Below are 14,742 nucleotides of genomic sequence, written 5' to 3' on the forward strand. Positions count from 1 at the left end.
ATGGCAGGAACGACGAGCTAGGGGGAGCGACGAGCTAGCGCAAACGCCGAGCTGGCGCGCCTGCGCATCCTTCCAACTTGCAACAAATCCCATTTCAGTGAATACTGTATGCAATTACAGTAGTTGCCCTCAACGGGCACACCAGCCCGCGTGAACGCCCCAGCCCGAAAAATCATCCATTGCGACTGCGACTGCTTCTACGCAGCCGTCGAAATGCGCGACAATCCCGCCCTGCGCGAGGTGCCGCTGGCCGTTGGCGGCCAGCCGGGCCAGCGCGGCGTGGTGGCGACCTGCAACTACGAAGCGCGGCGCTATGGCATCCACTCGGCCATGGCCACCGCCCAGGCCCTCAAGCTGTGCCCGGAGCTGGTGGTGATTCCGCCGGCCATGGAAAAATACCGTATCGCCTCGCGCCAGATCCTGGCCATCTACGGCGACTACACCGACCTGGTCGAGCCGCTCTCGCTCGACGAAGCCTACCTCGACGTCTCCGACTCGCCCCACTGCAAGGGCAGCGCCACCCTGATCGCGCAGGAAATCCGCAAGCGTATTTTCGAGACCGTCGGCATCACCGCCTCGGCCGGCGTGGCGCCCAACAAGTTCGTGGCCAAGATCGCCAGCGACTGGAACAAGCCCGACGGCCTGTGGCTGGTGCGCCCGGACGAGGTGGACGCCTTCGTCGCCGCCTTGCCGGTCAAAAAACTGCACGGCGTCGGCAAGGTCACCACCGCCAAACTCAACAAGCTGGGCGTGCAAACCTGCGCCGACCTGCGCAGCTGGACCCTGCTCGAACTGCAACACCATTTCGGCAGCTTCGGTACCCGGCTGCACGACTTGTGCCGCGGCATCGACAACCGCGCCGTCTGCAACGAGCGCGAACGCAAGTCGGTCAGCGTCGAGGAAACCTACACGCCGGACTTGCCGGACCTGACGGCCTGCATCGGCCTGCTGCCGGAACTGTTCGACAACCTGAACGCGCGCATTGCCCGTGCCGGGGCCCAGAAAAGCGTGCAAAAGCTGTTCGTTAAACTCAAATTCGCCGATTTTCACCAGACCACCGTGGAATGTGTTGGCACCGCGCCACACATGGGCCAATACGCCAGACTGATGGAAACCGGCTATGCGCGCGGCAAGCAGCCTGTGCGCTTGCTGGGCGTCGGCGTGCGCCTGGGCGAGGCCGAAAACCTCGAACAGTTAAGCCTGTTCGCCGATGCGGACGTGTAAAATGTCGTTCCCTTCGCACAGATGATTTGTCGCGGACGACGCAAGTCCTGCCCCCGGGGCAGGCCGTTACGCAGGAGGTGAAAGCGGCTCGCCGCGCCTTCCTGCTTCATCCCGCTGTAAATATTGACTCAAACAAGGTAAAGCACAATGTGGTTCAAGAATCTTCAGATTTACCGCCTTCCCGCACCGTGGGCATTCACTCCTGAGCAACTCGAAGCGGCGCTGGCGCCCATGAGTTTTGTTCCGGCCACCAGCAACGAATTGCTGCGCCAGGGCTGGGATTCGCCGCGCAACAACGGCATGCTGGTTCACACCGTCAACAAGCAGATGCTGATTTTGCTGGGCACCGAAAAGAAGCTGCTGCCATCGTCGGTGATCAACCAGGTGGCCAAGGCCAAGGCGGCCGAGCTGGAAGAAGCCCAGGGCTTCGCTCCGGGCAAGAAAGCCATGAAGGAACTCAAGGAACGCGTGGCCGATGAACTGTTGCCGCGCGCTTTCAGCATCCGCAGCAATACCTTCACCTGGATCGACCCGGTCAACGGCTGGCTGGTGGTCGATGCCGCCAGTCCGGCCAAGGCCGACGAAGTCATCAAGCTGCTGCTCAAGGCGGTCGACCGCATGCCGCTGGAAAGCCTGCGCGTGCAGCGCTCGCCCGTGGCCGTGATGACCGCCTGGCTGGAATCCGACGAAGCGCCGGTCGGCTTCACGATCGACCAGGATACCGAACTGCGCGCCACCGGCGAGAGCAAGGCCGCCGTGCGTTATGTGAAGCATGCCCTGGAAGTGGACGATATCCGCCGTCACATCGCGGCCGGCAAGCAGTGCACGCGCCTGGCGATGACGTGGGACGACAAGATTTCCTTCGTGCTGACCGAATCGCTGGCGATCAAGGGCATCAAGCCGCTGGACGTCATCAAGGAAAGCGACACGAGCACGCGTAACGATGAAGAGCGCTTCGACAACGACATGATGCTGATGACCGGTGAACTGGCCAAGCTGATGAGCGAAGTGGTGGAAGCGCTGGGCGGCGAAGCGAAGGCGTAAGGCGCTGCTGGCGGGCCGCCCCGGCGGCCCATCCATCGGGACCGGCTACAGCGGCTGGAACACCCCGGCCGCGCGATTCTTGGTCACGTTATCCCAGGTGAAAATTTGCCCGTTCATCGCCACGTACACCCCCGGCGGCAAGATTTGCGCGGCGGCACTGGCGCAGCCGAGGTTGAACAGCGCATCCGAATTCGCTATCTCGTACGGAATCATTGCGCCCGTCAAGACAATGCTCTTGCCGAGCGCGGCGGCGCCCAGCACGGCCGCCGTTTCCGGCATCGTATCGGTGCCGTGCACGATCACAATCGCCTTTTCCGGCGCCGCCTGGCAACTGGCCAGTACGCGCGCGCGGTCGGCATCCTGCATGTCGAGCGAGTCGAGCAGGGGAAGCTGCTCCAGTTCAACCGGTACCGTCATGCGCGTGCGCGCCAGGACTGCGGGCAGATGGCTTTCCGCAAAGCCGAGCTTACCGGTCAGTTCATCATAATGTTTATCGAAGGTGCCGCCGGTGGCGATGATGCGCAAGCTCATAATGATCTGGGATTCGTAAGAAGAAGGTGCCGTATGATAACGTGTAGTGTCGGCGATGTCGAAGCGCGCAAAGCGGGCGGCGCCACTTGCCGCTGCGTTAGCAGCGTTGTCTGTGCATGAGACCATTCATTTTTTTGTCCACCAAGAAGCCATGAAAGCCCTTGCTCCAGGAACTGTTATTTTCCATCGCCATCGTGGCTATGGCGTCATCACGCACGTCAACCTGCTCACCGGCTGGATCTCCGCGCGTTTCGGCAGCGAAGCACGCACGCTCGACCTGAACCTGTCCACCGACGATGTGCAGCACGCCGATGGCGAAGCGATCCTGTTCCGCCGCGCTCCGCCCGACCGCATGCCGCACGCGCGCCTGATGGCCATGGTGCGCGCCCTGCACCAGGCCGGCTACGAAAAACTGTATCTCTATTCCTGGCCCAAGCCATCGGGCCTGCACTGGCGCTGGCATTTGTTCACCGGCCAGCGCGACTGGATGCAACGCCCCTGGCGCGAAGGCTGGTACGGCTCCGGCGCCGACTACAACGTCAACCCGGTGATGGGCTGGGGCGATTTGCCCGGCGCCAGCACCGACGAACTGGTCACCGCGCTGGCGCGCTTCGACCCGCATGGACTGGCGCAGGCGCTCGGACGCGACGAAGACCACAGCGCATGGTTCGAGGGCGCGTGCAAACTCTTGCTGCCAGGCTATATGTACAGCCTGAACATGGAGCGCCCCGGCGCCGGCGGCCTGCAAGATGCCCCGCCCGTGCCGGTGGTAGCCGTGCGCGCCAGCCTGCCGGCCTACGAAGGCCCGGCACTGGGCTGGCCGCCCGGCTGGGCCGGCCTGTGGACGCGCGCGCATGTCATGCCAGCGCCGCCGATCGACATCACCGGCGAGCGCAAGCTGCGCGAACCGTCGTAACACGGCAGGGCCGACGCAGTATGTATTGAATTTGCCCCGTCGTTCCTGGCATTGCCAGAAACGACTTCCCGCGCCAAGGCGGGACTCGGCGGGAACGGCGGCGGCATCACAATTTCCGCAACGCTTCCGGGTTCAAAATATTAGACGGCGCGCCGTTCGCGAAGTTCAGCACATTCTCGAACGCGGTGCGGAAATACAGCTCGTAGCTATCCTTTTCCACGTAGCCGATGTGCGGCGTGGCCAGCACGGTCGGAATGCGCAGCAGCGGCGCATCCGGTGCCAGCGGCTCGCTGGTGAACACGTCGATGGCCGCGTTGCCCGGCCGTCCCAGGCGCAGCGCCGCTTCCAGCGCGTCCGTTGCGACCAGCTCGGCGCGGCTGGTATTGACGAACAGCGCGTCCGGCTTCATGCGCGCAAGGTCCTCGGCGGTGACGATGCCGCGGGTCGCGTCGGCCAGCCGCAAATGCAGGCTGAGCACGTCGGCGCGCTCGAACAAGGCTTCGCGCGTTGGCGCCGCCTCGACACCGTCGGCCACCGCCGCCGCGCGGCTGGCCTCGCCGCCCCAGACCAGCACCTGCATCCCGAAGGCCTTGCCGTAGCCGGCGATCATGCGGCCGATCTTGCCGTAGCTCCAGATCGCCAGGGTGCGGCCCTTGAGCGTGCGGCCCACGCCATTGAGCACGGGGTTGACCGAGGCGGTTTGCCACAGCCCGTCCTTGAGGTTGCTCGCGTAAGGCACGATCTTGCGGCTGGCCGCCATGATCAGGGCCCAGGTCAGTTCGGCCGGGGCCACCGGCGAGCCGATCCCTTCCGCGATGGCAACGCCGCCCGCCGTGGCGGCCGCCACATCGACGTGGCCGGCCAGCTTGCCGGTCTGCGAAATGAGCTTGAGATTGGGCAGTTTTTCCAGCAATGCCGCCGGAAACACGGTGCGTTCGCGGATCAGCACCAGCGCGTCGAAAGGGGCCAGGCGGATGGCCAGCTGGCCTGTACCACGGGCCGAACTGTTAAAAATTTTGACATCGTGACCGTCGAGAAGTTTGAAACAGTCGAGCTGGCGGACGGCGTCCTGATAGTCGTCAAGAATAGCTATTTTCATGGGAGATGGCAGAAGTTAAATAAATCTTCGTAGGTAAATAACACAATACAGAATATTCGGAATAGCCTACTACTTTACTCAACTATTATTCCTACATTTTTGAGCCTGGAGCATTTAAAACAGGTAATAGCAGGTGTACAATCGCCCCCTAAATTCGGGATTTGCCCCCTCCCCGGACCGTGTTTTGACCAGTCCCGGAGCGTCTCAAGTCCCCGCACTACCGTTCCACCAACCTTGCTGTCATCGAGGTTGTCGACATGACCGCCGTATCGCCGAACCTTTCTTAGGGAATGGATTCTTGAGCGCAAGCTGAAACGCTGACGACGATCCTGCCGTGCCGGGACAAGAAAGAATTCTTATTGGCATTGGAGGTACTATGAATCAGCCCCTTATGGGTGGCGTTGCAACACTGAACGTCCCAGCTTACATCAAACATCAAAAGCTCATCAACTGGGTCAGCGAAATTGCTGCCCTGACGAAGCCGGCCCGCATCTATTGGTGCGATGGCTCGCAAGATGAGTACGACCGCCTGTGCGCCGAGATGGTGGCCGCCGGCACGATGAAAAAGCTGAACCCTGAAAAGCGCCCGAATTCCTATCTGGCCTGTTCCGATCCGTCGGACGTGGCACGCGTGGAAGACCGCACTTACATCTGCTCGGAAACCAAAGAGCAGGCCGGCCCGACCAACAACTGGATGGCCCCTGCGGAAATGCGCACCACCCTGAACGGCCTGTTCGATGGCTGCATGGCCGGGCGCACCCTGTACGTGGTGCCGTTCTCGATGGGTCCGCTCGGTTCGCCGATCGCCCACATCGGCGTCGAGCTGTCCGATTCGCCTTACGTGGCGGTCAACATGCGCATCATGACGCGCATGGGCAAGGCTGTGTACGACGTGCTGGGCACCAGCGGCGACTTCGTGCCGTGCGTGCATACCGTCGGCGCACCGCTGGCGGCTGGCCAGAAAGACGTTGCATGGCCGTGCAATCCGACCAAGTACATCGTGCACTACCCTGAAACCCGCGAAATCTGGTCCTACGGTTCCGGCTACGGCGGCAACGCGCTGCTGGGCAAGAAGTGCTTCGCGCTGCGTATCGCCTCGAACATGGGCCACCAGGAAGCCCAGGCCGGCGGCACCGGCTGGCTGGCCGAACACATGCTGATCCTCGGCGTCGAGTCGCCCGAAGGCAAGAAGCACTACGTCGCGGCAGCCTTCCCATCGGCTTGCGGCAAGACCAACTTCGCCATGCTGATTCCACCGGCAAGCTTCGGCGGCTGGAAAGTGACCACCATCGGCGACGATATCGCCTGGATCAAGCCGGGCGCCGATGGCCGCCTGTACGCAATCAATCCGGAAGCCGGCTACTTCGGCGTGGCGCCGGGCACCAACACCCGCACCAACTCGAACTGCATGGCCTCGATGAACGAGAACACCATCTTCACCAACGTCGCGCTGACCGACGATGGCGACGTCTGGTGGGAAGGCCTGACCAAGGAAGCGCCGTCGCACCTGATCGACTGGCAGGGCAAGGACTGGACCCCGGCGTCCGGCGCCAAGGCCGCGCATCCGAACGCGCGCTTCACGGTGGCCGCGACCCAGAACCCGGTGATCGATGCGGCCTGGGACGACCCTGCGGGCGTGCCGATTTCGGCCTTCATCTTCGGTGGCCGCCGTTCGACCACGGTGCCGCTGGTGACCGAAGCGCGCAACTGGGTGGAAGGCGTGTACATGGCCGCGACCATGGGTTCCGAAACCACCGCCGCCGCCGCCGGCCAGATGGGCATCGTGCGCCGCGATCCGTTCGCGATGCTGCCCTTCATCGGCTACAACATGAGCGACTACTTCCAGCACTGGCTCAACATGGGCAAGAAGATCGAAGCCATGAACCCGGCCGCGCTGCCGAAGATCTACTGCGTGAACTGGTTCCGTACCGATGCCGACGGCAAGTTCGTCTGGCCTGGCTTCGGCGACAATATGCGCGTGCTGAAGTGGATGCTGGAACGCATCGAAGGCAAGGCGGGCGGCACCGAGAACGTGTTCGGCACCACCCCGAACTTCGGTGACCTGAACTGGGACGGCATCGACTTCACGCAAGCGCAGTTCGATACCATCACCTCGATCGACAAGGACGCCTTCAACGAAGAGCTCAAGCTGCACGATGAGCTGTTCGAGAAGCTGGCCTATCACCTGCCGCAAGAACTGGTAGCGACCAAGGCCGAGCTGGAAAAACGCCTGTCCGCCTGAGCGCGGCCGCGTAGTCCCAAGGCGGAGGTGGCGCGCGCGTGAATCACGCGGGCGGCACCTCCGCTTTTTTTCGTCCATCGATCCGCTGCGTCGCGGCGAGGTGTTGTCGTGCGGCCTCGCGGGCCGACAAATAGGCGAAAACCGACCCGATCGGGAGTACACTTATTTGCCGATGGGATTTTATATTTTCTTCATAGAAATACTGTCAATGCGGCACGTTTTTTCTGCCGGGACACATCATGCGATGGTTATGGAGCAGCCTGCTAGCACTGGGCTTGATCTGGACAGTACCCCGGGCCGTGGCCGGCGAGATGCCGCTGCGCCGCTTTCAATACCAAAGCTGGAGCACCGAGGCCGGCCTGCCGCAGGTCTCGGTGTACGACGTCGCGCATGACGCCGACGGTTATCTCTGGGTCGCCACCGAAAACGGCCTGGCGCGCTTCGATGGCACCCGCTTCGACAATTTCAACCGCGAAAACACCCCGGCCATGGCGAGCCGTTGGGTTAGCAAGCTCTACCGTGGGAAATCACAGCGCCTGTGGATTGCCACCCGCCGCAATCTGCTGCGCTGGGAAGCCGGGCAGTTCACCGAACAAGCCATGACCGGCGCCGCGCCGGGCCGGGTGCGCGATCTGGTGGAAGACGCCGACGGCCATTTGTGGCTGGCCGGCGACGTCTTGCTGCACGAGCGGGGCAAGGCCATGCTGCCGGTGCCCGGGTGGGCGGGCGCCGCCACCGCCCTGGCCGCGGAGGGGGACGCGCTCTGGATCGCCGGCGCCCATGGCGTGCTGGCGCGCCACAGTGGCGGCCACTTGCAGCACTTTCATTTTGCCCAGCTGGACGAGGCTGTCGTGGGCGCCATGGTCTGGGCGCGCGGTGCGCTGTGGCTGGCCAGCAGCAAGGGATTATTCCGCCTGCGCGACGGCGTGCTGGAGGCGCAGCCGCTGCAGTCCGATCCGCTGCCGCCGAACCTGACCAGCATGGCCGTCGACGCCGCCGGCGCGCTGCTGCTCGGCAGCGACAAGGCGCTGTTCAGGGTGCGCGACGGGGCGCCGGCCGAGCGCCTCGATGCCGGCACGGCCGGCGGTTTTGCGGCGATCATCAGCGTGCGCACCGGTGCCGACGGCAGCCTGTGGCTGGGCAGCCAGCAGCAGGGCTTGCGCCATATGTGGCCGGACCGGGTCGATCGCCTGTCGACCGAGGAGGGCTTGCGCGATGCGCGCGTATGGAGCCTGGCGGCCCAGGCCGATGGCGTGCTGGTCGGGCACAACGGCGGCTTCGACCACCTCGCCGGCGAACGTTTCACCCCCGTCGCCGACGCTGCCGCCTTGCCCGATCCCAAGGGCTATGCCGGCTTTATCGACGCGCGCCAGCGCCGCTGGCTGGGCACTTTTCGCGGCCTGGTGCGGATCGACGCCGACGGCGGCGGCCGGGTGGAGTTTGCCGCCCTGGCCGGCTTGCAGGTGAACGGGATCGAGGAAAGCCCCGACGGCGTGGTGTGGGTCGCCAGTTCCGGCGGCCTGTTCCGGATCGAGGACGACCAGGCGGTCGCCGTGGGCGCGCAGTCGGGCCTGGATGAACAGATGGTGCGCTTCGTGCTGGCCGATTGGGACGCGCGCCTGTGGGTGGGCACTGAACACGGTTTGTTCCGGCAGGATGGCGCCCGCTTCGCGCGCGTGCGCGACAGCGGCCTGGGCACCACCTTCATCACGTCCATCGCCCAGTTATCCGACGGTACGATGGCGGTCGGCAGCCTGGACCAGGGCATGTTCTTTCGCGTCGGCGGCATCTGGCGTCATATCGAGCGGCGCCCGGGATTGCCGGTCGATAGCGCCTCGATCCTGGTGCAACACAGGGATTCGCTGCTGGTGGTCCACGCCGACGGCGTGTATCGCTTTCCGCTGCGAGAACTGGCCAGCGCGACGCTGGCGGGAGGCCAGCTGCGCCATATCGAAATCCTGTTGCAGGACCATGGCGACCGGCTCGGGTCCTCCAGGGTGCGCTGCTGTAATTATGGCGGCAATGGCAAGGCCCTGGTCCTCGGCGACACCCTGCTGCTGGCGACGCTCAACGGCGTGGCCCGCATCGACCTGCGCGAACGCCCGCAGCGCGTACCGCGGGTGGCGATCCGGGCCATCCGCCTGGCCCGTGCCGGCAGCGCCAGCGCCGGCATGGCCTTGCCCATGGGCGTGCGCGATCTCGACATCGATTTCGGCACGATCGATTTCCGCCAGGCCAGGCTGCTGCGCTACCGGTATCGCGTCTGCGGACCCGATGCCGACTGGATCGATGCCGGCCAGCGCGCCGCGGCGATCTATACCAATCTGCCGCCCGGAACGTGTCGCTTTGAAGTGCAGGCGCGCTACCTGTCCCAGGAGTGGGGGCCGGGCGCCAGGCTGGAACTGACCGTGCCGCCTTACTTCAGCGAGACCTGGCTATTCAAGATCATGCTGTTCGGCGCCGCCGGCATGCTCATCGCGGCATGGGTAAAGCGGCGCGAGCGGCGCCTGATGCGGCAAAAGGCGGCACTGAGGGCGGAAGTGGCCAAGCGCACGGCCCAACTGGCCGAGGCGAACCAGGATCTGGCGAAGAATATCCAGATCCTGGCCGCGGCCAGCGTGACCGATGCGCTGACCGGACTGCATAACCGCCGTTTCATGCAGGAGCACGTGCTGCACCTGTTTGCGGAACTGATACGCGCGCGCACGGACGGCTCGGCCGACGCCATCCTCGGCTTCATCCTGGTCGACATCGATTTTTTCAAGGCCGTCAACGACCGCTTCGGCCACGCCGTCGGCGACGACGTGCTGTGCGCGGTGGGCCGGGCCTTGCGCGAGGCGGCGCGCGATTCCGATTATGTGCTACGCTGGGGCGGCGAGGAATTCCTGCTGGTCGTGACCAACAGCTCGCGCGCAGAACTGGTCAACATCGCCGAAAGGCTGCGCCTGAACGTGGCCAGGGTAACGACTGGCGGGGCCGAGCCGCAGCCGGTGACGGTCTCGCTCGGCTACGTCGCCTACCCGCTCGACGGCATCGCTCTCGAACGGCATGAATGGAGCACCGCACTGGCGGTGGCCGACAAGGCCCTGTACGGCGCCAAGGAGTCCGGCCGCAATTGTGCCGCCACGATCGTCTTCGATGGCGCCGAGCGTGCAAGCTGGGGCGACGATGAGATCCGCGCCGCGCTGGAGGCCAGCCCGATGGCCGGCGCGACGCTGGTGGTGGCGCCGCGCAGCCTCGTCTGAAGTGCTCGGCTGCGCCCAGCGGCGCACGCTTGATGGGCCGGCGCGCTACGGCGGCCGGCTATTTCTTTTATAATTTTCCCATTATCAATCCCGGAGCCGAGGCGCCCGACATCGCCGGCCCGTCGCCCGGAGTCCGCCCGCATGGCAGCACCGCCCCAGTACCTGAAACCGACTCCCGCCTGGGAAGAACACGAAAAACCCAGCATGCCGGGTTCGGCGTCGATGCCCTGGCATCCGCCCCACATCCGCTTTGCCTACGCCTGCGTGGCGCTGCTGGTCGGCATTACCGGCGGCCTGGGCAACGCGCTGGTCTCGGCCAACCTGCCGGCCATCCAGGGCACCCTGGGCCTCACGCCCGCCGAAGCGGCCTGGCTGCCGGCCGCCTACATCATGGTCAACGTCACCTCGAACCTGATGGTGTTCAAGTTCCGCCAGCAGTTCGGCCTGCGCCTGTTCGCCGAGATCGGCCTGTCGCTGTACGCCTTCGTCACCTTGCTGCACCTGCTGGTGGGCGGCTTCGAGATGGCGATCCTGGTACGCGCCGTCAGCGGCCTGGCCGGCGCCACCACCAGCACCCTGGCCATGCTCTACATGCTGCAGGCCGCGCCCAAGAAATACACCGGCAAGATGCTGGTGCTCGGGGTCGGCATCGCGCAGATCGCCACGCCGCTGGCCTGGCTGATGTCGCCGGCCTTGCTCGACATGGGCCAGTGGCACAATCTGTACCTGTTCGAGGCCGGCCTGGCGCTCTGTTCGCTGGCCGCCGTGGTGGTGCTCAAGCTGCCGCCCGGGATCCACATCAAGGTGATCGAGCCGCTCGATTTCGTCACCTTCGCGTTAATCGCTCCGGCGGTGGCGATGATCGTCGCCGTGCTGGCGCAGGGTTTCACGCGCTGGTGGTTCGACACGCCCTGGCTGGCGTACCTCCTGATCGCCGCCGTGCTGCTGATGACGATCGCGCTGTTCATCGAGCACCACCGCGCCAATCCGCTGATCCAGACGCGCTGGCTGATGATGGGGCCCACCATCCGCTTCATGATCGGCGCCTTTTTGATCCGCTTCCTGACTTCCGAGCAGACCTATGGCGCGGTCGGCCTGCTGCGCACCCTCGGCATGGGACCGGACCAGATGCAGCCGCTGTTCGCCGTCATTCTGGCCGGGACCATCTGCGGCATGGTCGCCAGTTCCGTCACCTTCAGCCCGAAGACCGTGATCCCGCAAATCCTGTTCTCGATTTTGCTGTTCGGCGTGGCCGCCTGGCTCGATTACGGCCGCACCAGCCTTGACCGCCCGCACGACTTTTTCGTCAGCCAGTTCCTGGTGGCGCTGGGCGCGGGCATGTTCATGGGGCCGATGATCATGATCGGCATCATGCAGGCGCTCAAATTCGGCGCCGACCACGTGGTCACCTTCGTCGTCATGCTGGCCATGACGCAAAGCCTGGGCGGCTTTACCGGCGCCGCCGCGCTCAGTACTTACCAGCTGCACCGCGAGCATGTGCACTCGACCCAGGTCAATGCCCAGCTCAATCCCGCCGACCCGGTCGTCGCCCAGCGCCTGCGCCTGCAGCAGCAGATCTACCAGGGAGTGAACACCGACCCGGCCCTGCGCGCCGCCCAGGGCGTGGCGCAACTGGCCCTGATCAGCCGGCGCGAAGCGAATGTCCTCGCGTTCAACGATGTCTTCGCCCTGAGCGGCGTGATCGCCATCCTGTTCCTCGGCTGGTCGCTGTTCATCTCCGTGCGCCTCGCGCGCCGGCAGAAACGCGAAGCCGCAGCCTTACTCAACCAGGCGCCCGCGGGCGCCCCCGCCAGATAAACCATGACCAATCCACTTCCTCCTGCGCGCAGCGAACCCACCGCCGACGAGGCCAACCCGCCGCTGCCGGGCGACTCCAGCAACAGCACCGCTGCCATCCCTCCGGCCGCGGTGCCGGTGGCGCCGGTAGTTACCGAAGCGCCTCCTCCCAAGTACATCAAGCCCAAGCTGTGGACCGTGGTGCTGATGGCCGTCGTCGCCCTGGCCGGCATCGTGCTGATCATGTGGGCGTGGCGCCTTGGGCCTTTTAACAGCACCCTGGTCCAGACCGACAACAGCTACGTGCGCGGCCAGATCACGGTGCTCGCGCCGCAGGTCAATGGCTATGTGGCCAACGTGCTGGTCAAGGACTTCCAGTTCGTCAAAGCCGGCCAGCCGCTGCTGCGCATCGACGACCGCATCTACAAGGCGCGCGTGGAACAGGCCGAGGCCCAGCGCGACGGCGCCATCGCCGCGCTGGAGAACTTCACGCAGACCCAGGCCCAGAACCGCGCCCGTGGCGGTGCCGCGCGTGCCACGCTGGTGGCGGTGCGGGCTGAGCGCAATCGGGCCGCGGCCGAACTGGGACGGGTCGAGGAACTGGCAGCCAAGGGATCGGTGTCGCTCAATGAGCGCGACCGGGTGCGCATGACGACCCAGCTGGCCGGTGCCAATGTCCTCAAGGCCAAGGCCGATATCGCCATCGCCGAAGAAACTGTCAAGGCCACCACGGTCTCGCGCGGCGGCCTGGAGGCGCAGGTCAAGACGGCCGAAGCGCAGCTGGCGCTGGCGCAAATCGACTTGTCCAATACCGTCGTCAAGGCCCCGCGCGACGGCCAGGTGAGCGAAGCGTCGGTACGTTTGGGCCAGTACGTCACGGCCGGCTCGCAACTGCTGTTTTTGGTCCCCGACACCATGTGGATCGTGGCGAATTTCAAGGAAAACCAGACCTGGAAAATGCGCATCGGCCAGCGCGCCACGTTCACGGTGGATGCGTTCAATGGCGCCGCCTTGAGCGGCCATGTCGAACAGATCGCGCCGGCCACCGGCTCGGAATTTTCCGTGCTGCGCGCCGATAACGCCAGCGGCAATTTCACCAAGGTGGTCCAGCGCCTGCCGGTGCGCATCGCCATCGATCCCAGGCAGGAGCTGGCACGGCGCCTGCGGCCCGGCATGTCGGTGATCGTCAAGGTTGACACGGTCGGCGCGGCGGAGCAGCAGCCGTGAGGCGCCGTTTGTTCCTGGTTGCGGGAGCCGCCTGCGGCCTGAGTGCCTGCATGCCAGCCTTGCGTCCCGCGCCGCCGCTGTCGACAGTGACGGTACCCGATGCCTGGCGCGATAGCCCGGCCGGGCAGGCCACCGTGGATGCGCAATGGTGGCGCGCTTTCGGCGACCCGACCCTGACCAAGCTGGTGGAAGCGGCCCTCGCGCACAACACCAATGTGCTGGCCGCCGTGGCCCGGGTCGACCAGGCGCGCGCGCTCGTAACCGTGGCCGAGTCGGCGTCCCTGCCGGCCGTGAACGCCGTGCTGGGCGGCGCTTCCGCGCGCGCTCCGGCCGGCGCCGCCATGGTCCATTCGCGCTCGCTGCAGCCGGAATTGCAGGCCAGCTGGGAGCTCGATCTGTTCGGCCGCCTGCGCGACCAGTCGCGCGCGGCCTCGCTGCAGTACCAGGCCAGCCAGGCCGAACGCGATGGCGTGGCACTGTCGGTGGTCGCCAGCACGGCGCAGGCCTACGTGGGTTTGCTGGCGCTGGACGCCCAACTGCAAATCACCAGGGCGACTGCCGCCTCGCGCGCGCAAGCGCTGCGCCTCGCGTCGGACCAGGCGCGCGTGGGCTACACCTCGCAGCTGCAACTGACGCAGGCGCAGGCCGAAAATGAAACGGTGCTGCAAGCCATTCCCGAACTGGAGCTGGCCGTGCGCCGCCAGGAAAACAGCTTGCGCGTGCTGACGGGCGAGCTGCCGGGCGCGGTGCTGCGCGAACGCCGCTTCCAGGACTTGCCGGTGCTGCCGGCGCCGGCCTCGATTCCATCGGACCTGCTGGCGCGCCGGCCCGACGTGGCGCAGGGCCAGTTGCTGCTGGCGGCGAGCGACGCCAACTTGTCGGTGCGGCGCGCCGATTTTTTGCCGCACGTGACCATCAGCGCCAAATTCGGCAGCCTGCTCACCAACGGGCGCGATTACGATCCGGTCACCTTGTGGAGTTTGGGCGGCAGCGTGCTGGCGCCCGTGTTCTCCGCCGGGCGCTTGAACGCGCAGGTGGGCGCGGCAACGGCGCAGCGCGACCAGGCGGCGTTTGCCTACCGCGCCGTGGTCCTGACAGCGTTCAGTGAAGTGGAAAATGCCCTCGCTGGCGTCGTGCGCCTGCAAACGCAGATGGCGCATGCGCAAAAGCGCCGCGACATCCTCGCGCGCACCCTGGATTTTGCGAAAGACCGCTACCAGGCCGGTTATGCATCGTATCTGGAGGTGCTCGACGCGCAGCGCAATCTGTACCAGACCGAGCTCAACGCGGTGACCCTGCGCCAGAACCAGGTGAACAATATGGTGGCCTTGTACCGCGCACTGGGCGGCGGCTGGAGCGCCGCCGCGCAGTAACCGGCTAGCTCAGCCTGTACGGCAAGTCCGGCGCGCTTCGGCGA

Annotated in this window: 10 protein-coding genes; 8 read left to right on the forward strand and 2 right to left on the reverse strand. The window is 65.4% G+C overall.

Translation table 11 applies throughout. The annotated features are described in order from the left end of the window. Positions 1–150 precede the first annotated feature (150 nt). Together dinB and F2P44_RS07610 are read left to right on the forward strand one after the other, a co-directional pair. Positions 151–1,224 carry a DNA polymerase IV gene (dinB, locus tag F2P44_RS07605; protein WP_167086097.1) on the forward strand — a complete coding sequence of 358 codons (1,074 nt, stop codon included), beginning with the start codon at positions 151–153 and terminating at the stop codon, positions 1,222–1,224. 147 nt (positions 1,225–1,371) lie between these two features. Then, positions 1,372–2,268: a recombination-associated protein RdgC gene (locus F2P44_RS07610; RefSeq protein WP_167086098.1), complete on the forward strand. Its 897-nt coding sequence runs from the start codon at positions 1,372–1,374 to the stop codon at positions 2,266–2,268. Between the two features lie 45 nt (positions 2,269–2,313). Here F2P44_RS07610 and F2P44_RS07615 read toward each other — a convergent pair whose 3' ends face one another. Further along, positions 2,314–2,799, reverse strand: coding sequence for an asparaginase domain-containing protein (locus F2P44_RS07615; RefSeq protein ID WP_126074765.1), 486 nt, complete (start codon positions 2,797–2,799; stop codon positions 2,314–2,316). Positions 2,800–2,950: 151 nt separating this feature from the next. On the opposite strand from F2P44_RS07615, the gene F2P44_RS07620 reads away from it, so the two are divergent. Next, a complete protein-coding gene (locus tag F2P44_RS07620; protein ID WP_167086099.1) occupies positions 2,951–3,715 on the forward strand; it encodes an L-asparaginase in 765 nt (254 codons plus the stop codon). 106 nt (positions 3,716–3,821) lie between these two features. Here F2P44_RS07620 and F2P44_RS07625 read toward each other — a convergent pair whose 3' ends face one another. Then, a complete protein-coding gene (locus tag F2P44_RS07625; protein WP_167086100.1) occupies positions 3,822–4,814 on the reverse strand; it encodes a D-2-hydroxyacid dehydrogenase family protein in 993 nt (330 codons plus the stop codon). Positions 4,815–5,190: 376 nt separating this feature from the next. Between F2P44_RS07625 and F2P44_RS07630 the strand changes: the two genes are divergently transcribed. The 5 genes from F2P44_RS07630 (at position 5,191) to F2P44_RS07650 (ending at position 14,698) form a co-directional block, all read left to right on the forward strand. Next, positions 5,191–7,056, forward strand: coding sequence for a phosphoenolpyruvate carboxykinase (GTP) (locus F2P44_RS07630; RefSeq protein WP_167086101.1), 1,866 nt, complete (start codon positions 5,191–5,193; stop codon positions 7,054–7,056). 239 nt (positions 7,057–7,295) lie between these two features. Beyond that, entirely contained in the window at positions 7,296–10,301 is a 3,006-nt protein-coding gene (locus tag F2P44_RS07635) for a ligand-binding sensor domain-containing diguanylate cyclase (RefSeq protein ID WP_167086102.1), read from the forward strand. Positions 10,302–10,442: 141 nt separating this feature from the next. Beyond that, positions 10,443–12,119, forward strand: coding sequence for an MFS transporter (locus tag F2P44_RS07640; RefSeq protein WP_167086103.1), 1,677 nt, complete (start codon positions 10,443–10,445; stop codon positions 12,117–12,119). 3 nt (positions 12,120–12,122) lie between these two features. Continuing rightward, the gene (locus tag F2P44_RS07645; RefSeq protein WP_167086104.1) at positions 12,123–13,325 is read left to right on the forward strand and encodes an HlyD family secretion protein; all 1,203 of its coding nucleotides are present in this window, start codon (positions 12,123–12,125) and stop codon (positions 13,323–13,325) included. Next, positions 13,322–14,698, forward strand: a complete 1,377-nt coding sequence (locus tag F2P44_RS07650) for an efflux transporter outer membrane subunit (protein ID WP_370662646.1) — start codon at positions 13,322–13,324, stop codon at positions 14,696–14,698. Before F2P44_RS07645 ends, F2P44_RS07650 begins: the two co-directional genes overlap by 4 nt. Positions 14,699–14,742 lie beyond the last annotated feature (44 nt).

Source organism: Massilia frigida (assembly GCF_011682175.1).
In the GTDB taxonomy this organism is placed as follows: domain Bacteria; phylum Pseudomonadota; class Gammaproteobacteria; order Burkholderiales; family Burkholderiaceae_D; genus Telluria_A; species Telluria_A frigida.

What these genes read in the sequence shown, in the direction of transcription:
- F2P44_RS07610 (WP_167086098.1), top strand. Translation starts at nt 1,372, where the DNA reads ATGTGGTTCAAGAATCTTCAGATTTACCGCCTTCCCGCACCGTGGGCA.
- F2P44_RS07615 (WP_126074765.1), bottom strand. Translation starts at nt 2,799, where the DNA reads ATGAGCTTGCGCATCATCGCCACCGGCGGCACCTTCGATAAACATTAT.
- F2P44_RS07620 (WP_167086099.1), top strand. Translation starts at nt 2,951, where the DNA reads ATGAAAGCCCTTGCTCCAGGAACTGTTATTTTCCATCGCCATCGTGGC.
- F2P44_RS07625 (WP_167086100.1), bottom strand. Translation starts at nt 4,814, where the DNA reads ATGAAAATAGCTATTCTTGACGACTATCAGGACGCCGTCCGCCAGCTC.
- F2P44_RS07630 (WP_167086101.1), top strand. Translation starts at nt 5,191, where the DNA reads ATGAATCAGCCCCTTATGGGTGGCGTTGCAACACTGAACGTCCCAGCT.
- F2P44_RS07635 (WP_167086102.1), top strand. Translation starts at nt 7,296, where the DNA reads ATGCGATGGTTATGGAGCAGCCTGCTAGCACTGGGCTTGATCTGGACA.
- F2P44_RS07640 (WP_167086103.1), top strand. Translation starts at nt 10,443, where the DNA reads ATGGCAGCACCGCCCCAGTACCTGAAACCGACTCCCGCCTGGGAAGAA.
- F2P44_RS07645 (WP_167086104.1), top strand. Translation starts at nt 12,123, where the DNA reads ATGACCAATCCACTTCCTCCTGCGCGCAGCGAACCCACCGCCGACGAG.